Origin of the sequence: Paraclostridium dentum (genome assembly GCF_012922555.1) — a bacterium.
GTDB classification, from domain to species: Bacteria; Bacillota; Clostridia; order Peptostreptococcales; family Peptostreptococcaceae; genus Paraclostridium; species Paraclostridium dentum.
This window is the reverse complement of the sequence record NZ_WIPK01000001.1, coordinates 1,053,569-1,080,552: the sequence shown is the minus strand read 5'-3', so window position 1 is coordinate 1,080,552 and position 26,984 is coordinate 1,053,569. Positions and strand designations below refer to the sequence as shown.

Sequence of the window (26,984 nt, the reverse complement as noted above, 5' to 3'; positions counted from 1 at the left end):
TTTATGATGAAAAAGGAGGAACAACAAATTATGTCTGGATTAATTTTTTTAATATTAGGTTTTGGCGCTTTAATATTAGGGTTTATAGGTGAAGGAGGCCATGCAACAGCACTTATTTCATGGACTTCATTTGTCATTGTTTTTGGAGGAACATTTGGATCTTTAGGAACATCTTTCACTTTAAAACAGTTAAAAAATATAGGTAGTATTTTACGTGTAGCATTTACTAGAAAATCAACAGATTTAATTGAATTAATTTTTTATTTTGACCATGTATTACATAAAGTAAGAAAAGATGGTTTTTTAGGACTTGAAGAAGAATTGCAAGAAGATGAAAATATGAATCCTTTTATTAAAAAGGGACTTCAATCAGCAGTTGATGGTGTTAAACCTGAGGATATTAGAAATATGCTAGAAATAGAAGCTGCTATGAGCTCTAAGAGACATAAAACTGGGGCAGCTATATTTGATTCAGCAGGAGGAACAGCACCTACTATGGGTATAGTTGGTACTGTTTTAGGATTAGTTCATGTTCTTGGAGGATTAGCTAAAGCAGATATGAACGCATTAGGAGGAAGTATATCTGCTGCATTCTTAGCAACACTTTACGGTCTTGGTAGTGCAAACTTAATATTTCTTCCAATAGCAACTAGACTTAAAAATTTGGCTAAAGATGAACAACTTGAAAAGTTTATTATAATAGAAGCTATTTCATTAATTCAAGATAATGTAAGTCCAACAACTTTAAGGGATACACTTAAAGGATTCCTAAATACAAAAGATCAAAATAAATTAGAAAATAGGTATTTTGGGACTCAAAATAGTGAGTTAAATAAGGAGGAACAACAAAGTGCATAAAAGAAAAATGTATGAAGAAGAGGAACAAGAACATGAAAACCATGAACGTTGGTTGCTTTCTTATGCAGATTTTATAACATTATTAATGATTTTCTTTATAATAATGTATGCCATGAGTAGTATAGATAAAGGAAAGTATGAAAAATTAACAACAGCTTTAAATGAAGCTATGGGAGATGGTAGTGCTATTGCAGACACTGGTAGTAAAATGGGTGGAGAAGTAGGCAATGGACTAATTGAAAATGAAAAATTAAAAAAAGTAAAAGAGAATATAGATAAATATTTAAAAGAAAATAATCTTTCAGATAGTGTAAGTACAACTATAGAAAAAAGAGGATTAGTTATTAGCTTTAAAGATTCATTATTTTTTGATAGCGGTAAAGCAGAAGTAAGGCCAGAGCAAGTTGACAAGCTTATCAAAATTAGTAAAATTATAAATCAATCTATGGGAAGCGATAACTTTATAAAAGTTGAAGGTCATACAGACTCTGTTCCTGTACATAATAATGCGTATAAATCTAACTGGGATTTATCTGTAATGAGAGCTAGTAATGTTGCGCAAATTTTAATTGATAAAGCAGGTATAGCACCAGGGCGATTATCTGCTACTGGATATGGAGAATATAGACCAAAAGCTGAAAATAGCACAAATGAAGGTAAAGCAACTAATAGAAGAGTAGATTTATTAATTATGAACTCGAAATATAATGAAGTTGAAAATAATAAAAAGTAAGTTTATATAACTTAAACTGAATTTAGTTAAAAAACTAATTGAAATTAAATAGCTAGAATTATTAGTAAAACCTACTAAATTAATATTTAAAAAAATATTAATTTAGTAGGTTTTATATTTTATACAAAATATTATGAAAATTATATGTTATACTATTTGTAAAGGAAAATAAAAATGTGTTAGTGCATTTAGTGAATATTGAAAAAGAAGAGGGTATGAAAACGTATTACTGAAAGAAATTATTATTATTCTTAATGACAAATTGGAGGGGATTAACATGAAAATAATTGAAGGATACATGCCTTTTGAAGGCTTTAAAACTTACTATCGTATAGTAGGAGAATCAACACAAGGAAAGAAACCATTAGTGCTACTTCATGGAGGGCCAGGTTCTACACACAATTATTTTGAGGTATTAGACAAAATAGCTGAAACTGGTAGACAGGTAATAATGTATGACCAAATTGGATGTGGGAACTCATTTTTAGAAGGTCATCCTGAACTATTTAATGCTGATACTTGGATAAAAGAGCTTATTGAACTTAGAAAGCATTTAGGACTTGAAGAGATTCATTTATTAGGACAATCTTGGGGTGGAATGCAAGCTATTTGGTATGCTATAGAGTATAAACCAAAGGGAATTAAATCATATATTCTTTCATCTACGCTTTCTTCTGCAAAACTGTGGGAAGAAGAACAAAAAAGAAGAATTTCATATATGAACAAAGCTGACCAACAAGCATTACTTGATGCAGTAAATTCTGGAGATTATTCTAGCGAGGAATACAACAATGCATTAGATAAGTTTATGGAAATGCACTGTGCAGGTAAGGTAACTGAAAATGATCCTGAGTGTTTAAGAAGACCTAAGAAATCAGGCTCTGAAGCATATGTTGTAGGATGGGGTCAAAATGAATTTTCTCCTACAGGAACTCTTTCTGGATATGAGTTTACAGATAGATTAGATGAAATAAAAGAACCTTGTCTAATAACTAGTGGTTCTAGAGATTTATGTTCACCATATATTGCAAAGACTATGTATGATAAAATACCTAATAGTGAATGGGAGTTGTTCCAATATTCAAGACATATGCCTTTTGTTGAGGAAAACGATAAATACATAGAAGTTTTAACTAAATGGTTAGATAAAAATGACTAAAATTATTAAAAAATAAAAAAATGATTGACAATGGTTAAAATAGACTCTATACTTTGATTAATAAAAAAATTCGAAAAATTAAATAAAAAACCTTATCAAGAGAGACTGAGGGAATGGCCCGATGATGTCTCAGCAACCTACCAATTTTGGTGTGGTGCTAATTCCAACAGGATTAAATAAGTCCTGAAAGATGAGGGGAAGTAAATTAATATAAAAAATTAAAATCTTCTTCTCATCTTGAGAAGAAGATTTTTTTATTTAATAAAAACAAAGGGGGAATGAGAATTGATTTTACTTAAAAATATAAGTAAAACTTATACTTCACACAACAATTCAGTAGATGCAATAAAAGATGTGAATCTTAATATTAAGGAAGGTGAAATTTGCGGAGTAATCGGATTTAGTGGAGCTGGAAAGAGTACTCTTGTACGCTGTATAAACCTACTTGAAATTCCTACATCGGGTCAAGTTTTTGTAGACGATAAAGAATTAACAGCAATGTCACAAAAAGAGTTAAGAGAAGCGAGAAAAAACATAGGTATGATCTTTCAGCATTTTAACTTAATGAAATCAAAAACTGTATTTAAAAATGTAGAGTATCCGTTAAAAGGAAGTGGATTAAATAAAGGAGAAACTAAACAGAAGATATCTGAACTCTTAGAATTAGTTGGTTTAAGTGATAAGGCTAATAATTATCCAAATCAACTAAGCGGAGGACAGAAGCAAAGGGTTGCAATAGCTAGAGCTTTAGCTAATGATCCTAAAGTTTTATTATGTGATGAAGCAACGTCAGCACTTGATCCTCAAACTACTCAATCTATATTAAAATTACTTAAAGATATTAATAAAAAACTTGGATTAACTATAGTTATAATTACTCATGAAATGAAGGTAGTAAAAGAAATATGTGATAAAGTTGCAGTTATGGAAAGTGGAAATATTGTGGAAGATAGTGAGTTAATTCAAATATTTACTAAGCCACAAGCAAAAGTTACAAAAGATTTTATATCAACTGAATTACAAGAAAATAAAATTTATGATTTATTAGGAAAAGACTCGTTTATTAAGAATATAAGTAAAAATGATGTATTAGCTAAAATATCATTCATTGGAGAAAATACAGGTGAAGCTTTTATTTCTAATATATCGAGACAATTTAAAATAGATGCAAGTATACTCCTAGGTAATATAGAAATAATTCAAAGCACTCCAATAGGGTACTTAATTGTAAAGTTAAGTGGTGATATAGAAAATATTTTAAATGTAGAAAAATATCTTAATGAAAATAATATAGAGTTGGAGGTAATAGAATATGGAAAATATAATAGCAAGTGTGTTACCAAATGTAGTTAACTTATATCCAGAGATGATAGAGGCATTGATTGATACTTTATACATGGTTTCGATATCTGGTATAATATCCACTCTAATAGGGTTTCCAATAGGAGTAATACTTGTAATAACTAGAAAAGGAGGCATATTAGAAAATACGATAATAAACAATTTAATAGGAAAAATAATAAATGTTTTCAGGTCAATACCATTTATTATTTTATTAGCTTCAATAATGCCTATTACAAAATTTATAGTAGGAACTACTATAGGAACCAAGGGAGCTTTAGTTCCATTAGTGTTTGGCTCAGCACCTTTTGTGTCAAGACAAATAGAATCAGTATTACTAAATATTGATATTGGAGTAATAGAAGCTGCTCAATCTATGGGATCTAGCCCATTTGAAATAATATATAGAGTAATGTTATCAGAGGGTCTAGGAGGAATAATACATGCAGTCACAATTACAACAGTAAGTTTAATTGGCTTATCGGCAATGGCTGGAACTGTTGGAGGTGGAGGTCTTGGAGACTTTGCAATAAGATATGGATATCAATATTTCCAAACTGATGTAATGATAGTTACAGTAATAATTTTACTAATGTTAGTAAATATAGTTCAAAGTTTAGGAGAAATATTAGTTAGAAAATTAAATCATTAAAATTTATAGGAGGTTTAGTATGAAAAGGATATTAGTACTAATTTTAACATTAATTTTACCTATAAGCATCCTAGTAGGATGTGGAAATAAGAAAGATAAAGATGCAAAAACTGTAAAACTAGGGGTAACAGGAGAAGAACATGAAATATGGGATTTAGTAAAGTATAAACTAGAAAAAGAAGGTATAAATTTAGAGATAATTAGCTTTTCAGATTATATAAAGCCAAATATAGCACTTGATGAAGGAGAAATAGATATAAATGCATTTCAACATCATGCGTATTTAGAAAACTTTAATAAAGAAAGAAAATTAAACTTAGTATCTATAGGAGATACAGTATTCGCTCCAATGGCAGTATATCAAGGGAAAGTTAAGTCAATTGAAGAAATAAATAAAGGATCAAAAATAGCTATTCCCAATGATGCTACGAATTTAGGTAGAGCATTAATACTTCTTCAAAATGCTGGATTAATAAAATTAAAAGATAATGTAGGTCTTTTGCCAACAGTTAAAGATATAGTTAACAATCCCAAAAAACTTGAGTTAATTGAGTTAACAGCAACTCAAATACCGAGATCACTACAAGATGTAGACTTAGCAGTAATAAATAGTGGTGTAGCAGTAGATGCAAAGCTATCACCTACAAAAGATGCATTATTTATAGAAGATTCTAATTTAGAAACTTCTAAACCATATATAAATTTAATAGCAGCTAAAGAAGAAAATAAAAATAACGAAATTTATAAAAAAGTAGTTGAAGCATATCAATCAGAAGATGTGAAAAAAGCTATAAATAAAAGGTACAAAGGTGAATCGGTTCCAGTATTCTAGATAATTTAAATTACAAAACTTAGGAGGGGTATAATGAAAAATTTAGATTTAGATAAATTAAAAAATGATGTACTAGATACAATAGAAAAAAACAAAGAGGTGTATATAAATGTAAGTCATAAAATACACAGTAATCCTGAAATTGGTAATGAAGAATATTTTGCTTGTGAAATTTTAAGCAACTTATTGAAAGAAAATGGATTTGAAGTAGAAACAAATATTGCAGGACACCCAACGGGGTTTTTAGCAAAAAAGAAATCTGAGATTAAAGAAGGTCCAATAATTGCTTTTTTAGCAGAATATGATGCACTACCAGGTATTGGACATGCATGTGGACACAATATAATTGGAGCTACAAGTTGTGCGGCTGCAATAACTTTATCTTCACAATTAAATCATATTGGAGGAGAAATAAGAGTGTATGGATGTCCATCAGAAGAAGGCGGAGAAAATGGTAGTGCGAAAGGTAGCTTTGTAAAAGCTAATTTATTTAATGGTGTTGATGCTTGTCTAATGATACACCCATCAAATGAAACCTCTATAACGGGAAACAGTTTAGCAGTAGACCCAGTAGATTTTGAGTTTATTGGTAAATCAGCTCATGCAGCAGGATGCCCTGAAAAAGGAATTAATGCATTAGATGGAGTCATCCAACTGTTTAATGGAGTTAGTGCCTTAAGGCAACACTTAACAGATGATGTTAGAATACATGGAATAATAACACATGGTGGAGATGCTCCGAATATAGTTCCAGAATATGCAAAAGCAAGATTTTATATAAGAGCTAAGAGTAGGAATAGATTAAATGAAGTAACTAAAAAAGTAGAAAATATAGCTAAAGGAGCGGCGCTATCTACTGGAAGTATAGTTAATATTAGGTTCTTTCAAAATAAAGTAGATAATTTTTATGTAAATAAAAAATTCAACGATTTGTTTATAGAGGTTATGGAAGAACTTGGTGAATATGTTAATAAGGATTTAAAAGAAGGGCTTGGATCAACTGATACAGGAAATGTTAGTCAAGTAATTCCGACATTACATCCGTATATAAAAATAGGCCCAAAAAGCTTAGCTGGGCATACCATAGAATTTCGTGATGCATCATGTTCTAAAGAAGGAGATAAATCTTTAATAATAGGGATAAAAGCAATTTCTTTAGTTGCACTAAAGCTTTTTACAGATAATAAAAAACTGAAAGATATAAAAGAAGAGTTTAAAGATAATAAAAATTAAAGAGAAACAGATAAAAGGCAATTTAAGTAATTAAAATTTACTTAAATTGTCTTTTATTTGTTTCTAAAATACTGTAATATACTTATTATTATGCATAGAAAGGGGTAATTATTTAATGATTAGAAAATTAACAAATGCAGATATAGATAAAATCATGGATATATGGCTAGAAAGTACTGTAAACGCTCATGACTTTATATCAATAAAATATTGGGAAAATAATTATAAGGTTGTAAAAGATTTATATATACCTATAGCAGACACCTTTGTATATGAAGAAGAGGGAGAAATAAAAGGGTTTATAAGTATTATAAATAATGAATTTATAGGAGCGTTATTTGTTGATGTAAAATTTCAAGGTATTGGTATCGGAACTAAATTAATAGATCATTCGATTAGAAAATATAAAAAGCTTACTCTAGCAGTATACAAAGAAAATAAAAAATCAGTAGAGTTTTACACTAGAAAAGGATTTAAAATAATTGAAGAAGGATTAAATGAAGACTCTGGATGCCCAGAATACATAATGAAAAATAAAATATAGATTGTGGTATTATATTAAAATACAGATATCAAGATAAAATACATACTATACAATTTGGAGGAACGATATGATAGCAAATACTAAAATAGGTTTTATTGGTTTTGGAAATATGGCAAAGGCTTTAGCAGAAGGCCTTATTATAAAAAATGTTGTTAAGCCTAATCAAATTTATGCTTGTGCAAGAAATTGGGATAATTTATGTAAAAGTACTCAAGCAAATGGAATAAATGCATGTAAAACATCTCAAGAATTAGTAAATGAAAGTGACATAGTTATTATTGCGGTTAAACCTAATGTTATACCATCAATAATTGAACCTATAAAGGAAAATTTAAAAAATAAAATAGTAGTTTCTGTAGCAGCAGGGTATACATTTGAAAAGTATGAAGAATTATTACTTCCAGAAACTTCACATTTAAGTACTATACCCAATACACCTGTTTCAATAGGAGAAGGGATTATAGTTGCTGAAAACAGACATTCTTTATCTGAGTCAGAATGTGAATTGGTAGAAGAGCTATTTTCTAAAATAGCATTGTTAGAATTTGTTGATACTCATCAATTGTCTATAGCAGGCACTATTAGTGGATGTGGACCTGCATTTGCAAGTATGTTTATAGAAGCATTATCAGATGCTGCTGTTAAACACGGATTAACACGTGAAGCATCGTATAAATTAGCTAGCCAGATGGTTTTAGGAACTGGTAAACTTCAAATAGAAACAGGCAAACATCCTGGAGCGATGAAAGATGCAGTGTGTTCTCCTGGTGGAACGACTATATTAGGAGTAACTACACTAGAAAAAAAAGGATTTAGAGGAGCTATAGTTGATGCAATAGATGCAATTGAGGAAAAGTAAAAATTGATAAGAATGAATATACCTCATTTTATAAAGATAAAATGAGGCATATTCTGTATATAATACTAACTAACAACACCTAGCGAATTTTGCAGACGTATGTTATAACTTACTAATCTTCCATAAATTTTTAGTTTCATTAAGAAATATATCTACATCCCAAGATTTAGATGAGTTTAATTTACTGTTCGGATCATTGATTTTAATTTTTCCATCATTAGTTAATCCTGTAAGTACAAGAAAATGACCTGTTGATGTAAAAGTTCCAGGGCCAACAGTTAAAATTATTGGGCTTCCTGATTCTAAAGTTGATAAAATAGAAGATTTGTTTAATGGTAACTCCTGACTTTTTAATCCAAAATGCTTTGAACCTTCAGATATGAGGCTCCAGCTAGAACCTATCCCATCTATATAATAACCATTCTTATAAGCATAATCACTTACAGATAAAGGATTAACACTAGTATTTCCTGTAAGTCCAACAGCAACCATTGCTAAAGAAGTAGGAGCGCAACCGTCAATTGCTATGGGATCTTCTCCATACATATCGTATCCCCAATTCTTATCCCACTGTAGAAATAAAGGAATTTCACCAGGAGTATAATACTTTTCTATTGAAGGTTTCTTGGTGTCTGATTTTGATATATGATTAGGATAATCCAAAACAAAATTAACTGTTTCTATATTTTTACTTAATAGTTCTAAGTATTTATCTGGATATTTATCTATATTATTTAGAATCTCATTTATTTTGGCGTCTGAATGAGATAAGTCTTCCAATTTGATTACAATTTCATTTCTTGAAATTGATGAGTGTTTATTTGTATTTAATTTTAAAAAAGCTATATATAGCAATCCTAACACTACAAAAGTTAAAATTACGAAAGAAATCACTTTTACTTTTTTTTGACATACAAAAATATTAAAATTCATAAAAAACCTCCACTATGATGTAATTAAATTATAAATTAATTGTAAAATTAAACTATTACATAAATTTTAAGTAAATCTTAAGTTTCCTTAAGTTTTAAAATATATTAGAATAGATATCAGATTCTAATTTATATTTTAAAACTATAAATCTACAAACATTTTCCATAAGGTTAATATAGATTTGGGAAATTTTATTTTAAATTTGTACAAATATTCTGTTTAAATTCACGAAAAAAGTATATTAATATAATGAGAAAAAAATATATATAAAATTAATCATATAAAGGAAAGGCATAATATGGAAGAAGCAAAAATTTTAAAAATGATAGATAATAATCCTAATATTATATCAACTATAAATAACCCAACAAATGAAATGAAGTTGCTTGCAGTTAAAAAAAATGGTCTTGTATTAGCTCATATAGAAAATCCAAGTATAGAAATTCAAGAAACAGCTATAAAAAATAATATTAGAGCAATTAAATATATAGAAAATCCAAGTGAAGATATGATGATTAAAGCTATAAATTCTGGGTGGAGTTTACTAGATTATATAAAAAATCCAACAGAGAAGGTTTTTAAATTAGCGTTAAATCAATCGGGGTGGGCAATTCAATATATAAAAAATCCAAGTGAAGAATTACAGTTATTAGCAGTTGAAAAAGATTATGATTCAATAAAATATATAAAAAATCCTTGTGAAAGTGCTCAAATAGAAGCAGTAAAAGCAAATTATGGTGCATTAAAGTATATAAATTCACCTACGTATGAAGCACAAGCTATAGCAATTAAACAAAATGAAGCGGCTATTACATTCATAACAGATTTAGACAAGGATAAAATGTTAGCATTTTTAAAAATAAATATTTTAGTGATAAAATATATTGCAAGAGAAATATCGGAATATGAATTAGAAGAGATTCTAAAACAAGTACTATCAACTGAAGATGTTGAAGAGAAATATGTAAGAGACTTTTTAAATTGTAATATTATAGATCGAAATAGTGAAAATTTCAAAATGGATAAAATAATGTTCATTTATAAATATGCAAGCAAAACAGCAAAAAAAATAGCTGTAGATGAAAAATTAAAGATGATTTAGGAGAGAGACAGTATGAATTTTATAGATACATTAAAGAGTGTTAATTTAGTATTAGCTACAGGTGAAGTACCTTTAGTAGTTGGAGAAAGTGGTATAGGAAAAACTGCTTTAGCCAAAAAGATTGCTAAAGAAAATGATTGGAGTTTAATTGTTATAGATGGAAACTTACTTAAGGAAGGTGAAATAGGAGGCCTTCCAACAGTAGAATCTTATGTAGTACTTAACTCAAATGGAGAAAATATAGAAAAGAAAACTACAATATATGCAGTTCATAATAAATTAAGAGAAATTGATGAAGAAATAGCTAAAGGAAGAAATGTTCTATTATTTATAGATGAGATAAATAGATGTGAACATACAGTACAACAAGAACTTATGAATCTTATTTTAAATAAAGAAATAAATGGATATAAGTTAGATGATGAAGTTAAAATATTAGCTGCAATGAATCCATCAAGCAAATACGGTTCAGACTTTGATTATCAGGTTGTGGATATGGATGCAGCTCAAGAAAATAGATTTGTATGGCTGAACATGGAGGCAGATCATACACAGTGGATAAATTGGGCAATACGCGAAGGAATAGAGGATAAAGTAATTGAGTTTATATCTACTTTCCCTGAATATCTACACAGGATAAATGATGAAGATGTTAGAGCAACTCCTAGAAGTTATGAGAGAGTTTCTAAAAGTTATACGATTTTTAAAAAGCAAAAGGATTCAATACCTAGATCTGTATTTTTAAATGTAATAAAAGGGAATGTAGGAAAAGTTATAGCCGAAGAATTTATAAGTTTTATTGAATCAGATTATAGACCTTTAGTATCATATGAAGATATTTTTTCAAGAGAAACATTAAATTCAGAAATTATAGAAAAAGTAAAAAACGAAAGTCATACAAGGTTATATCTATCAGCTATGAATATTTTGAAAAAGTTAGAGTTAAATATAAAAGATAATAAAGATGATTCAAAAATTTATATAGATAGATTAATTGAGTTCTTAAAATTATATCCTATAGATTTAATGGTTGGAATTATGAAAGACATTAAAAACAGTTATCCTGAATTGTATAAAATAGCCATAGAAAATGAAAGATTTGTAGAACTGTATTTTGAATCTTATAGTTTAATAAGGGGATAAGATATGGAAAATAATTTTATTAAACAAACACAGGATCTTTATTATAGAGCAAATGAAATAATTAATCAATTTTCTATGTTAAAAGCTAACCGTAAAGGCGAAAAATTTGAAATAGATGTACCGAAAGAGTTTAAACATGAATTTTTTGAACTTATAGATAAAGTTAGCTTAAGTATTATGGAAGATAAAGATAATTTCTATGGATATTTTTTATTTCAGATGGGAAGAGAAATAAGATTTGATATAAGTAGTCCTACTGCCGTTAACTTTAAAGGAGCAAAGTATATTATATATTTTAATCCTTTAATATTTTTAAATCTTAACATGAGACAAATGGAAAGTACAATCAAACATGAGATTCTTCACGTAGTATCGATGCATTTACTAAGAGCAAAAAAGTTAAAAGGAAATTACAGCACTCTAGCTATAAACATGGCAATGGATATAGTAGTGAATAAATTTTTAAATAACCTACCTCCATATGCTACTACTTTAGAATCAGTAAATGTAAAGTATTCTATGAAGCTTGAGCCATATGAAACATTTGAATATTATGTTGAAAATATTCAGACTGAACTTAACTTGATGGAACAAGATGATGAAGGTGAAGTAGATGATAGTAATGTAGGAGAAGATGTAGAAACTGAATTTAGCCCTGAACATACTCATGATATATGGGAAGATACAGAAGATATAGAGGAAAAAACTTATAAAGAATTTACTGAAAAATTTGTTAATAATGCCCAAAAAGGAAAACTTCCAGATTATTTAGAAGATATGATTTCAGCTCTTAAAAATAGTAAAGGGGAATTACCATGGAATTTATATTTAAAAAAATTGATGGGGACAGTTGAAAGCAATAAAAAGAAAACTATAACAAGAAGAAATCGAAGACAACCAAATAGATTGGATTTAAGAGGAGAACTTAGAGGCCATAAAGCAGAGATAGCAGTAGCGCTTGATATAAGTGGAAGCATTAGTGATGAAGAATTTAAGCAAGCTATTAAGGAAGTACTTAACATAGTTAAAAACTATAATCAAGAAATTACCATTATAGAATGTGACAATGAAATTAAAAGAACTTATAAAGTTAAATCTTATAAAGATATAAAAGATAGACTTAAAATAAGGGGAGGTACGAAATTTTCACCAGTTTTTAGTTATGCTAATAATAAAAAAATTAATTTATTGGTGTATTTTACAGATGGAAAAGGTGAAGATAGGTTAAAAACAATTCCTAGAGGATATAAAATTTTATGGGTTATATCTGGAAGAGGAGATAAGTTGTCATTAAAAGAGCCTTATGGGGCAGTTAAAAAACTTAGCAAGGTTAAAGTTAAAGAAACAACTATAGATATGAGCGATGTTAGAGATGATGGATACTCAATGAATAACCAAGCACCAACACTATAAATAGTTAACAAAACACATTGATAAAAAGTCAATGTGTTTTATTTTTTAAAAAATTTAACCAAAGAATGTTATAGATAAATAATGGGCAACCTTAGAATAATAAATAGTAATTTAAAAGGAGAATACAGATATTTATGATTAAAAAATTACTTGTTTTGGTTTTAGTTAGTATTTTTATAATGCCATTCTCTTCTGAGCTTGCATATGCGCAAGAGAGATATTATCCTAAGGTGGAAAATTTACAAGGAAAAGAGCAATTAATGACTGAATTAGATGAGATAAAAAGGATTAGAGAAAATATGAGTACAATTAATATTACCTCAGATTTAGACTCAGAGGGATTAAAACGCACAAATCAGTATATAAGTGCATATTTAACAGAGCTTAACTCAGTAAGAAATGATTTAGAAACTCATAGAGTTAACTATAAAAACTCTTTTTCTGATTTGTATTTTTCAGAGCAAATTCAATTTATAGCTGATAGCTATATAATAAGTTTAAGACAACAACAAAATCTATTAGTTCAATTAGATAAAAATAATCCTGATGCAAAAAAATTATTTGAATCCGATTATCTCACACCAACTTATTATTATATAACATTAGGTGATCAAATGTATTCATATATAGTTGATTATTTATCTATCTTATAAAAATTTATACCAACAATATATGCTATCTCAAATTTATGTTAATAAAATCTATCTTTTATTACATAGAATTTGAGATAGTTTTTTTATTTCTTTCAAAAATGTAATTTTTATGAAAGGTAGATAAATATTAATAAAAAGTTAATTATGATAATCTTATATACGAAGTAGAAGTCAAAGGAGAGAATGTATGCAAAAGTTTAGTAGTTTCACACTTAAAATTATGGCAATTATATTTATGGCAATGGATCATATATATACTTATTTTAGCCCTGTGGGGGTTGATATTCCTATATGGTTTGGATATATAGGTAAATTGGCAGCTCCAATATTCTTTTATTTAATAGTGGAAGGATTTTTCTATACGAGAAGTAGAACTAAGTATATAACTAGAGTTTTTTCAATGGGTATAGTTATGGTAGGTGTAGATTTTCTAATTGGAATTGATAACAATATTTTCTTATCAATAGGGTGTGCTTTGGTAATGCTTGTAGGAATAGATACAGCTAAAAATAAAGAAAAACAGTTGATTAAGAGAATATTAGGAGGTATATTAGCTATTGTATTTATGGTTGTAGGTGGATTATTTACAGAGTCATCTATATTTGGAGTAGCTATGGTATTAATATTTTATTTCTTTAGAGAGAAAAAAATTATTATGTCTGTTTTATACATTGCAATAGGAGTATATCCTTTAATTGGAGCAATAGGTCCAAACTTTATAGAAGCAGCAACATTATGGGATTATCAATGGATGATGGTATTTGCAATAATTCCGATACTTATGTACAGTGGTAAATTAGGGTTTAGTAATAAATTTATAAAATGGATGTTTTATTGGTTCTATCCAATACATTTAATTGTAATTGTATCTTTAGCAAAATTAATATCTAATTAATTTATAAAAGGAAGTAATTTAAATTACTTCCTTTTTTATTTATCTAATTACAGAAAACATTTTAGACATACAGTTTTATTTTTAGGTAGTACATTTAAAAATCCGGTTATACTTAGATAACCTAAACTATCAGCCCCTATGAAATTTATAACTTCATCTAAAGTCATAGATGAGCCTATAAGTTCAGATTTTGATGTATTTATACCTAAACAACAAGGGGATGTAACTATAGGCGAAGCGACTCTATAATGAATTTCTGTTGCACCTGCGTTTTTAAGAAGAGATACTATTTTTTTACAAGTGGTACCTCTTATGATTGAGTCATCTACAACTACTACTTTTTTATTTTTTACATTTTCTTTAATAACATTTAATTTCAAATTTACAGTTTCACATCTATTAGATTGAGAAGGTTTTATAAAACTTCTACCTAAAAAATTATTTTTAACGAATCCGGTAGTAATAGGTATAGACGAAGCTTTAGAAAAACCTAGTGCAGCTGTATTACCTGACTCAGGAACCCCTATTACAACATCGGCATCTACAGGATGTTCATTATATAAAGTTACACCAGATTTAAATCTCGTGTTATAAACATTAACACCATCAATAACACTATCAACCCTAGAGAAATAAATATACTCAAAAGAACACGTCATACATTTACATAAGCTAGAAGTGTTAATAGTTGTTATTCCTAAAGTATCTATTTTAACAATTTCTTCAGGTAAAATATCTCTTACAAACTTCCCATCCAAAATATCTATAACACAACTTTCAGAACATACTATATAGTCATCTTTAACTTTACCGATGCAAAGAGGCCTTATACCATTTGGATCTCGAAATGCAAATAACTCAGTTTTGGTAAGTAAAACGCATGAAAAACCACCATCTAATTTGTTTATTACTGAGCATAAAGATTCTTCAATAGAGTCTTTGTAATATTTTTTAATAAGTTTTAATATTACTTCTGAGTCAGATGTAGTATTGAAATTAAATTCTTTTAATTCATTTTTTAATTTTAAAATGTTAGTAATATTTCCATTATGAGCTAAAGCTATATTAGAATTTGAATTATCATCAAAAATCGGTTGTGCATTAAGTACATTAATTTCACCAAAAGTAGAATAACGAACATGTCCTATTCCTAAATATCCATTTAAATTGGGTGGTATATCACTAGAAAAAACTTCATTAACTAACCCAACTCCTTTATAACATTTGATTGAATCTTTATCCGAAAAAGCTATTCCACAACTATCTTGACCTCGATGTTGAAGTGTGATAAGTGATGAGTATAAAGCAGAATGTAAATTAATTTTCTTAGTAGAAAAAACACCAACAACTCCACATTCTTCTTTATATTTATCCATACTATCAATTTGCATTTTAGTTATCTGCTCTTAATATGTTAATGTTTTTTCCTTGCATTATCTTATTCATATTTCGCATGGAACACATTTTGCCACACATAGTACAACTATCGTTATGTTCAGGAGTAGATTCTTTTCTATATCTTTTAGCTTTTTCAGGATCTATACAAAGGTCAAACATTTTGTCCCAATCAAGTTCTTGTCTAGCTTTACTCATTTTATTATCCCAATCAATAGCACCAGGTATTTTCTTGGCTATATCACCAGAGTGAGCAGCTATTTTAGTTGCTATTATACCTTCTTTAACATCATCTAAATTAGGTAGTCTTAGATGTTCTGCTGGAGTAACGTAGCACAAAAAGTCTGCACCAAAACTAGAAGCTAAAGCTCCTCCAATAGCACTTGTTATATGATCATATCCTGGAGCAATATCTGTGACTATAGGACCTAATACATAAAATGGAGCGCCATGGCAAAGTTTTTTCTCAAGAATCATATTTGCTTGAATTTCATCTAAAGACATATGTCCAGGACCTTCTATAATAACTTGAACATTTTGATCCCAAGCTCTTAATGTTAACTCGCCTAAAATCATTAACTCTTTAATTTGACATGCATCGGATGCATCCTTTATAGAACCTGGTCTACATGCATCTCCAAGACTTAAAGTTAAATCATACTCTTTACAAATTTCTAGTAAATCATCAAAATATTCAAAGAAAGGGTTTTCTTTGTTATTTAATTCCATCCATGCATACATTAAAGAGCCACCTCTTGAAACTATATTTGTGAGTCTTTTATTTCTTTTAAAAACAGCGGCAGTTTCTTTATTTATACCAGCGTGTATTGTTACAAAGTCAACACCGTCTTTTGCATGTTTTTTAACAACATCTAAAAATTCTTTAGCTGTAATATCTTTTAACTCTTTATCATAAAAACCAACAGCGTCATAAATTGGAACAGTTCCAACCATAGCGCTAGAATTAGCTATAAGTTCTTTTCTGAATTCTTCAGTTTTTCCAAAAGAGCTTAAATCCATTATAGCTTCAGCGTTCATATCTAAAGCTAATTGAACTTTTTTCATTTCTTCATCAATGTTATAGCAATCTTTAGATATACCCAAGTTTACATTGATTTTTGTTCTTAGGTTTTTCCCAACGCCTTCAGGGTTTAAAGACGTATGATTTTTATTAGATGGAATGACTATTTGTCCATTTGCAATTAAGTTTTTTAAAATTTCTATATCCATATTTTCTTTTTTAGCTACTATTTCCATTTCCTTTGTAGTAATTCCTTTTTTAGCAGCATCCATTTGAGTTGTGTAATTCATTTTTAAATCCCCTTTACTTTAATATTGTATTTAAAAAATAAAAAAGAAGCTTTACCATAAGATAAAGCTTCTTTACGAAATATTATAAAATAGACTAAAAAATATAGTCATTATCATAATCTTAAAGAAAATAACTTTCCTACGGTAGTTCTAACTACTTCAGGTTCAAAGGGTTAATGGTATAATCCATCTCTCAGCCAAAAGTGGCACCCCTAGTTAAGCATATTTAATTTTAAATAATAATAAATTTGCAACTTCAAAATCATTATAGTCTTAAAAAATTACTATGTAAAGGTTTTTTTAAAAGCTTTTAATTTATAAAACCATAAATTAGATATTTTTAGTTTATTTAGAAAATTTAAAATATCTAATTTAAAACTGCAAATAAGGGTATCTTATATTTATAAAATAAATTATATAGTAAGGAGAAAAAATGGAAAATAATAAAAAAAATATAGAAACAGGATGGAATTTAAATAATAGTTACATGAATTTACCAGACTTTTTTTATAGTAAAATAAATTTAAATCCAGTGCCTTCACCTAGCTTAGTTATTTTAAATGATTCTTTAGCTAAATTTTTAGGATTAAATACAGATAACCTTAAAAGTAAGGATGGAATAGAATTACTTTCAGGAAATAAAAAGATAAATGAAGGTGCTTTTATAGCTCAAGCATATGCAGGACATCAATTTGGACATTTTACAATGCTAGGAGATGGAAGGGCATTGTTGATAGGAGAGCAAATAAATCCATCTGGGGATAGATTTGATATTCAGCTTAAAGGATCTGGTAAAACACCTTACTCTAGAGGAGGAGATGGAAGAGCTGTTCTCGGTCCAATGCTTCGTGAATATATAATAAGTGAAGCTATGTATGGTCTTGGAGTTCCAACCACTCGAAGTCTAGCAGTAATAAAAACTGGAGAATCTGTGATTCGTGAAAATATAAAAAAAGGAGCAATTTTAACGCGTGTAGCTTCTAGTCATATTAGATTTGGAACATTTGAATATGCTCTAAATTATGGAGGTGTCAAGTCAGTTAAAGAGTTAGCTGATTATACAATCAATAGACATTACTCACATATAAAAGATGATAAAGATAAATACATTAATTTACTTAAAGAAGTGATAAATTCTCATGCTAAACTTGTTGCTAAATGGCAAAGTATTGGATTTATCCATGGGGTTATGAATACTGATAATATGACTATAAGTGGAGAGAGTATTGACTATGGACCTTGTGCATTTATGGATAATTATAAGCAAGATACTGTTTTTAGCTCTATTGATAGATATGGAAGATATTCATATGAAAATCAACCAAATATGGCTGAATGGAATTTATGTAGATTTGCTGAAACGCTATTGCCGTTAATAAGTGATGATAAAGATGAAGCTATAAAAATTGCTCAAGATGCTATTTCTGATTTCTCAGAAATTTATTATTTAAATTGGATTAAAAACATGAGATTCAAACTAGGATTATTCGATGAAGAATTACAAGATAAAGCATTGATAGAAGATTTACTTAGTATGATGGAAAAATATAGTGAAGATTTTACTAACACTTTTATAGCATTAACATTTAATAATATTAATAAAAAAGGAATGTTTGCTAGTGAAGAATTTAAATCTTGGTATAGCTTATGGAAAGAAAGATTAAAAAGACAAGAAAATTCTCAAGATGAAGTTTTTAAGTTAATGAAAAAATCAAATCCAGCAGTAATACCAAGAAATCATAGAGTAGAAGAAGCTTTAGAAGCTGCTGATAAAGGCGATTTTACTTTCTTTAAAAAACTTATAACTGTACTTGGAAAACCATATGAACATTCTAAAGAGCAAGAGGAATATGCAACATTGCCTAAGCCTTCAAGTTGTGCTTATAGAACTTATTGTGGAACATAATAAATTATAAAAACAAATAAAAACCATATTGATATAAATAATCAATATGGTTTTTATTTGTTTTTATAATATAATAAGGATAACAATACTACGTAAAAGTTAAAAGGAGTTTACTTAATGAAGACTATAGCTGTAGTGACAGATGGGATGTCAAAATTAGAATTATTTTTAAATAAAAATATAGAGTTGATTTTTAAAGACAAAGTAAAAATTAAAAACTATTATCTTAACAAATTATCAAAAAAGGAAATAATTAAAGGCGATGTAGTTCTTGCAATGATAGATGACAGAGCTTTAAGGATAAAAGAATATGTTAAAGATACTAAAAAAATAATAAAAATAAATAGAAGTATAAAGCAAAAAGATGTTTATAAGTTATTTTCTTTACCAGAAGGAATTGATGTATTAGTTGTAAATGATAATGAATCTACTGTACTTGAAACCATATCTACTTTATACAATGTAGGAATAAATCATTTAAATTTCATACCTTATGATTCAAGTAAAGAATACAAAGATATAAAGGTTGCAGTTACTCCAGGAGAAGTTAACTTAGTTCCTAGTTATATTGATGAAGTAATTGATCTTGGGCATAGACACATAGATAGCTCTACATTTTTACAAATAATAGCTAAATTAAATATAGATGATAAAGATGTTACAGAAAGACTAATGAAATACTCAGATGAGGTAATTAGTTTATATTCTGGAGTAAATACTAAATATAAAGAACTTACTATAAAAAACGAAGAGCTGAGCTCAATAATAAATTTATCTAGTAATGGAATGGCTGTCATATCAAATAAAGAAGAGATATTAATTTGCAATCAAAGTTTAAAAAATATATTAGATATTGAAGATTCGCTAGTAGGTAAAAAAATAAGTGAAATAAAAAGCAAAGATATTAGATTTATTTTTGATTTAGATAAAGTAAAAGATGAAGTTATAAAGTATAAAAACAAATATTTAAATATAAACAAATATGATATAGAAAGTTTTGGAAAAGTTACAGGGTCGTATTATTGTATTCAAGAAATAACTTATATAAAAAAGTTAGAACAAAACTTAAGTAAAAAATTAAGAGATAAGGGACAAGTTGCTAGATATAATTTTAATGATATAAAAACTGAATCAATCAAGATGAAAAAATCAAAAGATTTAGGTAAAAAGATTTCAAAATCAGATTATACAGTTTTAATTACAGGGGAAAGTGGAACGGGAAAAGAGTTAATGGCACAATCTATACATAATGAATCATTAAGATCTAAACAGCCATTTATAGCTATAAACTGCGCAGCTATGCCAGAAAATTTATTAGAAAGTGAATTGTTTGGATATGAAGAAGGTGCATTTACAGGAGCTTTAAAAGGTGGGAAAAAAGGGTTATTTGAACAAGCTCATAACGGAACTATATTTTTAGATGAAATAGGGGATATGCCAATATATTTGCAAACTAAACTACTTAGAGTTCTCCAAGAAAATCAAGTTATGAGAGTTGGAGGAGAAAGTGTAATTGATATTGATGTTAGAGTTATAGCTGCAACCAATAAAAATTTATTAGAAATGATAAGACAAGAAAAATTTAGAGCAGACCTATATTATAGGATAAATGTATTACCTATAAATATTCCATCTTTAAGAGAACGAAAAGAAGATATATCCATGATGCTAAATTATTTTATGAAAAAGAAAAGGCATATAAGTGATGAAGCTAAAGAAATTTTAAATAAATATCCATGGCCAGGAAATATTAGAGAGCTAAAAAACACAGCTATGTACATTGATATAATGTGTATGGATGATAAAGTTAAAACTTGTGATTTACCACATAATCTTACTAATATGAAAATTGATTATAGTCAAGAAATTAAGATTTTAAAAGATAAAACAAATATAGATAAATCAAGAAAAGTTATGAGTCTTATAAGAGAAGAAAATTTATTAAATAAATGTGTGGGAAGAAATACAATCGTTAATAGATTAAACGAGGAAGGCATGATTATAACTGAAGGTGAGGTTAGAGGCATTTTAAGTATATTGAAAGAATTAGACTTAATAAACTCTGAAGTAGGAAGAAGAGGAAGTGAACTAAGCGAAAAAGGAATTTGTATATTAGATAGTCTTTAATAGGCACTGAAATAGGAAACTAAAAATTCCTAATTAACCTATTAAGTTGAAAGATTTATTAAATTTAAAAGATATCATTAGTAAAAAAATTTTATTAATAAAAATAGTTTAAATAATGAAACAGTTAAAAACACTAATGAAATTGAGAACGATTTCTTTAATTTAAATTTAAAATTAAAATAAAAATAGTTTTGGCATGCTACTTGCTTTATAAAAAGGCAGTAGCATTTTTTATTTTTAAATTTAAATTATAGGAGTGAATAAAATGACAAACAAGAAATATCCAGTAGTTGGTATATCAGGAAGTTTATTAATCGATGAGGGCGGTATGTTTCCAGGATATGAAAGAGCTTATGTAAACAATGACTATGTTCAATCAGTAGCTATGTGTAAAGCTATACCATATATAGTTCCAATGGTATATGATGATGAACTAATAAAGGAGCAAGTATCTAATATAGATGCACTAATTCTATCTGGGGGGCACGATGTGAATCCTTTAATGTGGAACGAAGAACCACATATAAAATTAGGCGGGATAATGCCAAAGAGAGATACTTTTGATATGAAATTATTAAAATTTGCATTAGAGATGAAAAAGCCAATATTAGGTATCTGTAGAGGAGAACAAATATTAAATGTATGTGAAGGCGGAGATTTATACCAAGACTTATCTTTAATTGAAGGTTCTTATATAAAACATAATCAAGAACATTTATCAAATATACCTACTCATACAGCTCAAATTAAAGAAGGTACAAGATTATATGAAATATTAGGAGAAAAAGAAGTATTAGTAAATAGTTTCCACCACTTAGGAGTAAAAAATATAGCTCCAGGATATATCGTATCTGCGACTGCAAAAGATGGTTTAGTTGAAGCTATAGAAAAAGAAGGGGAAGATTTTGTGATAGGAATACAGTGGCATCCAGAAATGATGACTAAAGATTGCTCAAAAATGCAAAAAATATTTATGGCATTAGTAAAAGAAGCATCAAAGTAAAAATAAATTTTAGCATAATATAAATACACTGGGAGGAATTAAAGTGGAGAAAAGTATGAAGTTAGGGTTTTGGAGTATTGTATTACTAGGTATAAATGCAATTATAGGTTCTGGTATATTTGGGCTTCCAGGTGAAGCTTATTCAAATATAGGTCCAGCAAGTATATTAATTTTAGGATTTTGTATGATTTTAGCGGTATCTATTGCACTATGCTTTGCAGAAGCAGGAAGCTGGTTTGACGAAGATGGAGGACCTTACCTTTATGCTAAAGAAGCATTTGGTGACTTTATAGGATTTGAAGTTGGATTTATGAAATGGATAGTAAGTATGATTGCATGGGCTACTATGGCAAATTTCTTTGCAGTTACATTATCTTCAGTATGGCCTCAAGCAGCTGATCCATTAACTAAAAACATAATAATTGGAGTTTTAGTAATAGGGCTTGGAGCTATAAATTTAATGGGAATGAAGCAATCTAAAAAATTAAATAATATAATGACTGTAGGAAAATTAGTTCCATTAATATTATTTATAGCTGTAGGAATATTTTTTATAAAAGGTGCAAACTTTAAACCATTTTTAATAATACCTCAAGGGCAAACGACTTCATCAGCGTTTGTTGCTGTAAGTATATTATTATTTTATGCATTTACAGGATTTGAGTCTTTAGCTGTTGCAGCAAAAGAAATGGAAGACCCTAAGAAAAATGTACCAAAAGCTTTGGTTATGGTAATGTTTGTCGTTTCTGTAGTATATGTACTTGTATTAGCTATAAGTATAGGTGTTTTAGGAGAAGGATTAAGAGGTGCAGCTAACCCAGTTGCTGATGCAGCTACTAAGATTATGGGTCCTGTAGGTGGATATATAATTACAGTTGGTACAATAATTTCTGTCGGTGGTATAAATATTGCATCATCTATATTTACACCAAGATCAGCTAAAGCTTTAGTTGACCAAGGGCTAATGCCAAAATCTATGGGTAAAACTAATAAAAATGAAGCTCCATATATAGCTATAATAGTATCTGTTATAGGTACTTTAATAATAGCTTGGTCAGGTTCATTTACAACTTTATCACAAATTAGTGTTGTATCTAGATTTATTCAATATATACCTACTTGCTTAGCTGTTTTAATATTTAGAAAAAAATATGCAGGTAAAGAAATAAACTTTAAAATACCTGGAGGAGCATTTGTTCCAATATTTGCAGTTATAGTAAGTTTAATATTATTAGTAAAAGCTGGAATTGACTCTCCTATGAAAATAGTATGGGGTCTTGGAGGAATGATAGTAGTAGTTCCAATTTATTTTTATATGAGCAAAGTATATTCAAAAAAATGTAATGGAAATAAAGAAATTATAAGAGATTAAATTATATATATTAACCCTATGTCAAAAAATACGACATAGGGTTAAATTTATTGTGAATAAATTGAAAAACGCTATTTAGATAAATTGAGTATATAAATAAAGTGTAATATAATTAAATTAATTATATTACACTTTATTTAGTTTTAGGGGAGGTAACTTTATGAAAACTTGGGAAGAAGTAGTTGAATTTCATGGACATGAGTGTCCAGGTCTTGCAATTGGGTACGAGGTATCAAAAGCTGCACAAAAATATTTAGACATTGATTTTTCAAATGATGAAGAAATAGTGTGTATAGCTGAAAATGATGCTTGTGGATTAGATGCTATTCAAGTTATGTTAGGTTGTACAATAGGTAAGGGAAACTTATTAATAAGACTTAGAGGCAAAAGTGTATATCACTTTTACAATAGAAAAAATAAAAAATCTGTAAGATTGGTTTTAAAGTTAAAACCGAATAATTTAGACAGAGATGAGTATAAGAAATATTTACTAAACTCTAATCCAATGGATTTATTTGAATCCATGGAGACTAATATAGAAATTCCAGAAAAGGCAAGGATTTTTGTATCAGAAATTTGTGAGACATGTGGAGAAAAAACATCTGAACAATTTATACGCCTTCAAGGTGGAAAAAAAGTTTGTATAGACTGTTATAGTGATTATAAAAGATTTTTTTAGACAGTAAGGTTTTGGAGACTTTACAGGGAATTTATTATATAGAACTATAACATTTTTAACTATAAACTTGTTATTAGGAATAGTTGCATATTTATATATGAGCAAAGTATAAAAATTAATGATGAAAAATATTTAATTATAAAAAAGTTTAATGAATAAATAAAAAAGATAGATTTGAAATTTCAAATCTATCTTTTTTATTTATTCATTATAAAGAAATGGTATAAAAGAATATAAAACTAGTAGTAAATAGGATATAGAGTGTTTTTTTAGACATTTGTAATGCAATATCTTTAAAAAAATAAAATTTAGTAAAAACTTTGATTAAAAAAATACTAAAATAAAAAATTTTATTTCATATATTTTAATAAATAAAACAAGTAATTTTAGGAGGAAAACTAGATGAGTTTAAAAGAGTTATTTGAGTCAGGGTATAGCTTTGAACAAGAATTTTACAAGTCCGACTTAGCACATCAAGAAAAAGCTAAAGATTATAGAGATACTATGAAAATAACACAAGATACTATAGAAAAAATCAAATCAATTGATAAAGAAATCAACATACTTGGATTTTCAGAATTATGGTGTCCTGATTGTCAAATAAACTTAACTGTAATAGATTATGTAACAAAGCTAAATCCAAAGATAAGATTAAAACTTCAAGGCAGAGAAGGGCATGAAGATATAATAAAAGAACACAGTGATGATGGTAGGGTAAAAATACCTATATTTATATATTTAGACAGTAATTTTGAAAAGTTTGGATCATTTATAGAATTTCCAAGTAATGTTAGGAGTGTTGAATTTGGAGACAATCAAGTAGAAAAAATAAAGACTAAAAAATTATACAGACAAGGAAGTTATATGGAACAAACTATAATAGATTTTTTAAATAGTATAAATTAACTAAGTTAAATCTACCGTAAAATTGATTTTAAATTTGCGGTAGGTTTTGAAAATTTAAACAAAATTTAACTTTTTCTGAAAATTTGACAAATTATTTAAGTTTTATATAGACAATTAAAAATAAAACGTGTATTATTAGAATAATTTATTTAAAAATAAAAACTTTAAAGCCTTTTTACTTTAATAAATTAAAGGTATTAAGTATAGGGAGGACATAAATGGGGCTAATAGATTACAGTATAAAAAATAAACAATCAGAGTTGGTTTTAAAAAATGCAAATATAGTTAATGTATTTTCCAATGAAATAATAAAAGCTGATGTTGCAATAGAAAAAGGTATAGTAGTCGGCATAGGAAGTTACGATGGAATAAACAATATAGATTTAAATGGAAAATATATAACTCCAGGATTTATAGATCCTCACGTTCACATAGAGTCATCCATGGTTTCTCCAGCAGAGTTTGCAAAAGCTATAGTACCTATGGGGACAACAAGTATAGTAACGGACCCTCATGAGATAGCTAATGTTTGTGGGTTAGAAGGAATAGAATACATATTAAAATCAAGTGAAGAATTACCTTTATGTGTTTATTCTATGCTACCATCTTGCGTTCCAGCAACGGATTTTGAAAATTCAGGAGCTAGATTAGAAGCTATAGATTTAGAAAAGTATATAAATCATGACAGAATACTTGGACTTGGGGAGATGATGAACTATCCAGGTGTTATTAATCAAGATAAGATAGTTACAGATAAATTAGAATTAGCAAGAAGATATAAAAAATATATAGATGGCCATATACCAAATATAAGTAATGAAGGACTAAATGGATACATATTAAGTGGAATAAGCACAGACCATGAATGCTCAACTGTTGAAGAAATGATTGAAAAGATACGCCTAGGGATGTATGTAATGATTAGAGAAGGTTCAGCTGCTAGAAATTTAGAGACTTTAATAAAAGGGGTTAACATTAACAACTATCAAAGATGTTTATTCTGTACAGACGATAAACATCCACAAGACATACTTAAAAATGGACATATAGATAATAATATAAGATTAGCAATTAAAAACAATATAGATCCTATTATAGCTATAAAAATGGCGACTATAAATGTTGCAAATTGTTATAATTTACAAAATATAGGAGCTATTGCACCAGGATATATAGCTGATATAGTTGTTGTAGATAATTTAGAAGAGTTTAATGTATTAGAAGTTTACAAAGATGGGAAGTTAGTTGGAAAAGATAAAAAAGCATTGTTTGAAATTAGAGAAATAGAAAATTCAAATGTTACAAATACTGTAAATATAGATAAGCTTACTAAAGAAGATTTAAAAATAAATCTAGAAAAAGATATAGCTAATGTTATAGGTCTACTTCCACATAATCTAGTAACAGAGAAACGTATAAGAAAAGTAGATGTTGAAAATGGAGTATTTAAATTTAATCAAAATGTGGATATATTAAAACTTGTAGTAATTGAAAGACATACTAATAAAAAGAGCATAGGCTTAGGGCTTGTAGAAAACTTTAAATTGAAAAATGGAGCAATAGCATCTACTGTAGCACATGATTCTCACAATATAATTGTTGTTGGAGATAATGATGAAGATATTATTAACGCTGTTGATGAAATTAAAAAAATTGGAGGCGGTTTATCTATATCTTCTAATAATAAAATTTTAGGAAGCTTAAGTTTACCTATAGCAGGTCTTATGAGTGACAAAGATATAAACTATGTAAGTGAAAATTTAGAAAATATGTTATCTATAGCATACGAAAAGTTAAATGTTAGTAAAGATATTGAACCATTTATGACGTTAGCATTTTTAGCACTTCCAGTAATTCCACATATAAAGATTACTGATAAAGGGTTATTTGACGTAGATAATTTTAAATTTATGGAAATATAAAAAATGGCAATTA

General features: G+C 28.0%; 24 protein-coding genes and 2 riboswitches. Of the genes, 21 read left to right on the top strand and 3 right to left on the bottom strand.

Features of this window, described 5'->3' with window-relative positions:
* Window positions 1–30: 30 nt before the first annotated feature.
* The 9 genes from GFJ41_RS05205 (at window position 31) to proC (ending at window position 8,211) form a co-directional block, all read left to right on the top strand.
* Window positions 31–858, top strand: a complete 828-nt coding sequence (locus GFJ41_RS05205; protein ID WP_170074774.1) for a motility protein A — start codon at window positions 31–33, stop codon at window positions 856–858.
* Window positions 851–1,591, top strand: a complete 741-nt coding sequence (locus GFJ41_RS05200; RefSeq protein WP_332841119.1) for an OmpA/MotB family protein — start codon at window positions 851–853, stop codon at window positions 1,589–1,591. The genes GFJ41_RS05205 and GFJ41_RS05200 overlap by 8 nt, the downstream gene beginning before the upstream one ends.
* A 277-nt stretch (window positions 1,592–1,868) precedes the next feature.
* Window positions 1,869–2,750: a proline iminopeptidase gene (gene pepI, locus GFJ41_RS05195; protein ID WP_170074773.1), complete on the top strand. Its 882-nt coding sequence runs from the start codon at window positions 1,869–1,871 to the stop codon at window positions 2,748–2,750.
* Window positions 2,751–2,839: 89 nt separating this feature from the next.
* Window positions 2,840–2,947: riboswitch (SAM riboswitch) on the top strand.
* An 88-nt stretch (window positions 2,948–3,035) separates the two neighbouring features.
* The gene (locus GFJ41_RS05190) at window positions 3,036–4,103 is read left to right on the top strand and encodes a methionine ABC transporter ATP-binding protein (protein ID WP_170074772.1); all 1,068 of its coding nucleotides are present in this window, start codon (window positions 3,036–3,038) and stop codon (window positions 4,101–4,103) included.
* A complete protein-coding gene (locus GFJ41_RS05185; protein ID WP_170074771.1) occupies window positions 4,063–4,743 on the top strand; it encodes a methionine ABC transporter permease in 681 nt (226 codons plus the stop codon). The genes GFJ41_RS05190 and GFJ41_RS05185 overlap by 41 nt, the downstream gene beginning before the upstream one ends.
* A gap of 19 nt (window positions 4,744–4,762) precedes the next feature.
* A complete protein-coding gene (locus GFJ41_RS05180) occupies window positions 4,763–5,575 on the top strand; it encodes a MetQ/NlpA family ABC transporter substrate-binding protein (protein WP_170074770.1) in 813 nt (270 codons plus the stop codon).
* A 33-nt stretch (window positions 5,576–5,608) separates the two neighbouring features.
* A complete protein-coding gene (locus GFJ41_RS05175) occupies window positions 5,609–6,808 on the top strand; it encodes a M20 family metallopeptidase (protein ID WP_170074769.1) in 1,200 nt (399 codons plus the stop codon).
* A gap of 115 nt (window positions 6,809–6,923) precedes the next feature.
* Window positions 6,924–7,352 carry an N-acetyltransferase gene (locus GFJ41_RS05170; RefSeq protein ID WP_170074768.1) on the top strand — a complete coding sequence of 143 codons (429 nt, stop codon included), beginning with the start codon at window positions 6,924–6,926 and terminating at the stop codon, window positions 7,350–7,352.
* A gap of 67 nt (window positions 7,353–7,419) precedes the next feature.
* Window positions 7,420–8,211: a pyrroline-5-carboxylate reductase gene (gene proC / locus GFJ41_RS05165; protein ID WP_170074767.1), complete on the top strand. Its 792-nt coding sequence runs from the start codon at window positions 7,420–7,422 to the stop codon at window positions 8,209–8,211.
* Between the two features lie 102 nt (window positions 8,212–8,313).
* On the opposite strand, the gene GFJ41_RS05160 is transcribed toward proC, so the two are convergent.
* Window positions 8,314–9,144: a C39 family peptidase gene (locus tag GFJ41_RS05160; RefSeq protein ID WP_170074766.1), complete on the bottom strand. Its 831-nt coding sequence runs from the start codon at window positions 9,142–9,144 to the stop codon at window positions 8,314–8,316.
* A 298-nt stretch (window positions 9,145–9,442) separates the two neighbouring features.
* Between GFJ41_RS05160 and GFJ41_RS05155 the strand changes: the two genes are divergently transcribed.
* From GFJ41_RS05155 to GFJ41_RS05135, 5 genes are all read left to right on the top strand, one after another.
* On the top strand, window positions 9,443–10,246 hold the full coding sequence (locus GFJ41_RS05155) for a hypothetical protein (RefSeq protein ID WP_170074765.1): 804 nt from the start codon (window positions 9,443–9,445) through the stop codon (window positions 10,244–10,246).
* 12 nt (window positions 10,247–10,258) lie between these two features.
* Window positions 10,259–11,389, top strand: a complete 1,131-nt coding sequence (locus tag GFJ41_RS05150; protein ID WP_170074764.1) for an ATP-binding protein — start codon at window positions 10,259–10,261, stop codon at window positions 11,387–11,389.
* A 3-nt stretch (window positions 11,390–11,392) separates the two neighbouring features.
* Window positions 11,393–12,802 carry a vWA domain-containing protein gene (locus GFJ41_RS05145; protein WP_170074763.1) on the top strand — a complete coding sequence of 470 codons (1,410 nt, stop codon included), beginning with the start codon at window positions 11,393–11,395 and terminating at the stop codon, window positions 12,800–12,802.
* A gap of 134 nt (window positions 12,803–12,936) precedes the next feature.
* Window positions 12,937–13,455: a hypothetical protein gene (locus GFJ41_RS05140; RefSeq protein ID WP_170074762.1), complete on the top strand. Its 519-nt coding sequence runs from the start codon at window positions 12,937–12,939 to the stop codon at window positions 13,453–13,455.
* A 187-nt stretch (window positions 13,456–13,642) separates the two neighbouring features.
* Window positions 13,643–14,350, top strand: coding sequence for a TraX family protein (locus GFJ41_RS05135; RefSeq protein WP_170074761.1), 708 nt, complete (start codon window positions 13,643–13,645; stop codon window positions 14,348–14,350).
* A gap of 47 nt (window positions 14,351–14,397) precedes the next feature.
* On the opposite strand, the gene purF is transcribed toward GFJ41_RS05135, so the two are convergent.
* Window positions 14,398–15,741: an amidophosphoribosyltransferase gene (gene purF / locus GFJ41_RS05130; protein WP_170074760.1), complete on the bottom strand. Its 1,344-nt coding sequence runs from the start codon at window positions 15,739–15,741 to the stop codon at window positions 14,398–14,400.
* 1 nt (window position 15,742) lies between these two features.
* Window positions 15,743–17,056: a phosphomethylpyrimidine synthase ThiC gene (gene thiC / locus GFJ41_RS05125; RefSeq protein WP_170074759.1), complete on the bottom strand. Its 1,314-nt coding sequence runs from the start codon at window positions 17,054–17,056 to the stop codon at window positions 15,743–15,745.
* Between the two features lie 119 nt (window positions 17,057–17,175).
* A riboswitch (TPP riboswitch) is annotated at window positions 17,176–17,280 on the bottom strand.
* 209 nt (window positions 17,281–17,489) lie between these two features.
* Here thiC and GFJ41_RS05120 point away from each other — a divergent pair.
* The 7 genes from GFJ41_RS05120 to ade all read left to right on the top strand — a co-directional run bounded on the left by GFJ41_RS05120 (window position 17,490) and on the right by ade (window position 26,971).
* Window positions 17,490–18,962 (top strand): protein adenylyltransferase SelO, encoded by a 1,473-nt coding sequence (locus GFJ41_RS05120; protein WP_170074758.1) that lies wholly within the window; start codon window positions 17,490–17,492, stop codon window positions 18,960–18,962.
* Window positions 18,963–19,079: 117 nt separating this feature from the next.
* Window positions 19,080–21,089, top strand: a complete 2,010-nt coding sequence (locus tag GFJ41_RS05115; RefSeq protein ID WP_035116675.1) for a sigma 54-interacting transcriptional regulator — start codon at window positions 19,080–19,082, stop codon at window positions 21,087–21,089.
* A gap of 265 nt (window positions 21,090–21,354) precedes the next feature.
* On the top strand, window positions 21,355–22,092 hold the full coding sequence (locus GFJ41_RS05110; protein ID WP_035116674.1) for a gamma-glutamyl-gamma-aminobutyrate hydrolase family protein: 738 nt from the start codon (window positions 21,355–21,357) through the stop codon (window positions 22,090–22,092).
* A gap of 43 nt (window positions 22,093–22,135) precedes the next feature.
* Window positions 22,136–23,464 carry an APC family permease gene (locus GFJ41_RS05105; protein WP_021430452.1) on the top strand — a complete coding sequence of 443 codons (1,329 nt, stop codon included), beginning with the start codon at window positions 22,136–22,138 and terminating at the stop codon, window positions 23,462–23,464.
* 160 nt (window positions 23,465–23,624) lie between these two features.
* Window positions 23,625–24,143: an FmdE family protein gene (locus GFJ41_RS05100; protein WP_035116673.1), complete on the top strand. Its 519-nt coding sequence runs from the start codon at window positions 23,625–23,627 to the stop codon at window positions 24,141–24,143.
* A gap of 402 nt (window positions 24,144–24,545) precedes the next feature.
* Window positions 24,546–25,049, top strand: a complete 504-nt coding sequence (locus tag GFJ41_RS05095) for a thioredoxin family protein (RefSeq protein WP_052169191.1) — start codon at window positions 24,546–24,548, stop codon at window positions 25,047–25,049.
* Window positions 25,050–25,267: 218 nt separating this feature from the next.
* A complete protein-coding gene (ade, locus tag GFJ41_RS05090) occupies window positions 25,268–26,971 on the top strand; it encodes an adenine deaminase (protein WP_035116672.1) in 1,704 nt (567 codons plus the stop codon).
* Window positions 26,972–26,984: the final 13 nt, after the last annotated feature.

Coding starts and splice junctions, on each gene's coding strand:
- GFJ41_RS05135 (WP_170074761.1), top strand. CDS start 13,643: ATGCAAAAGTTTAGTAGTTTCACACTTAAAATTATGGCAATTATATTT.
- GFJ41_RS05110 (WP_035116674.1), top strand. CDS start 21,355: ATGACAAACAAGAAATATCCAGTAGTTGGTATATCAGGAAGTTTATTA.
- GFJ41_RS05170 (WP_170074768.1), top strand. CDS start 6,924: ATGATTAGAAAATTAACAAATGCAGATATAGATAAAATCATGGATATA.
- GFJ41_RS05155 (WP_170074765.1), top strand. CDS start 9,443: ATGGAAGAAGCAAAAATTTTAAAAATGATAGATAATAATCCTAATATT.
- GFJ41_RS05145 (WP_170074763.1), top strand. CDS start 11,393: ATGGAAAATAATTTTATTAAACAAACACAGGATCTTTATTATAGAGCA.
- GFJ41_RS05150 (WP_170074764.1), top strand. CDS start 10,259: ATGAATTTTATAGATACATTAAAGAGTGTTAATTTAGTATTAGCTACA.
- GFJ41_RS05160 (WP_170074766.1), bottom strand. CDS start 9,144: ATGAATTTTAATATTTTTGTATGTCAAAAAAAAGTAAAAGTGATTTCT.
- GFJ41_RS05185 (WP_170074771.1), top strand. CDS start 4,063: ATGGAAAATATAATAGCAAGTGTGTTACCAAATGTAGTTAACTTATAT.
- GFJ41_RS05100 (WP_035116673.1), top strand. CDS start 23,625: ATGAAAACTTGGGAAGAAGTAGTTGAATTTCATGGACATGAGTGTCCA.
- thiC (WP_170074759.1), bottom strand. CDS start 17,056: ATGAATTACACAACTCAAATGGATGCTGCTAAAAAAGGAATTACTACA.
- proC (WP_170074767.1), top strand. CDS start 7,420: ATGATAGCAAATACTAAAATAGGTTTTATTGGTTTTGGAAATATGGCA.
- GFJ41_RS05120 (WP_170074758.1), top strand. CDS start 17,490: ATGGAAAATAATAAAAAAAATATAGAAACAGGATGGAATTTAAATAAT.
- ade (WP_035116672.1), top strand. CDS start 25,268: ATGGGGCTAATAGATTACAGTATAAAAAATAAACAATCAGAGTTGGTT.
- GFJ41_RS05140 (WP_170074762.1), top strand. CDS start 12,937: ATGATTAAAAAATTACTTGTTTTGGTTTTAGTTAGTATTTTTATAATG.
- GFJ41_RS05095 (WP_052169191.1), top strand. CDS start 24,546: ATGAGTTTAAAAGAGTTATTTGAGTCAGGGTATAGCTTTGAACAAGAA.
- GFJ41_RS05205 (WP_170074774.1), top strand. CDS start 31: ATGTCTGGATTAATTTTTTTAATATTAGGTTTTGGCGCTTTAATATTA.
- GFJ41_RS05180 (WP_170074770.1), top strand. CDS start 4,763: ATGAAAAGGATATTAGTACTAATTTTAACATTAATTTTACCTATAAGC.
- purF (WP_170074760.1), bottom strand. CDS start 15,741: ATGCAAATTGATAGTATGGATAAATATAAAGAAGAATGTGGAGTTGTT.
- GFJ41_RS05115 (WP_035116675.1), top strand. CDS start 19,080: ATGAAGACTATAGCTGTAGTGACAGATGGGATGTCAAAATTAGAATTA.
- pepI (WP_170074773.1), top strand. CDS start 1,869: ATGAAAATAATTGAAGGATACATGCCTTTTGAAGGCTTTAAAACTTAC.
- GFJ41_RS05175 (WP_170074769.1), top strand. CDS start 5,609: ATGAAAAATTTAGATTTAGATAAATTAAAAAATGATGTACTAGATACA.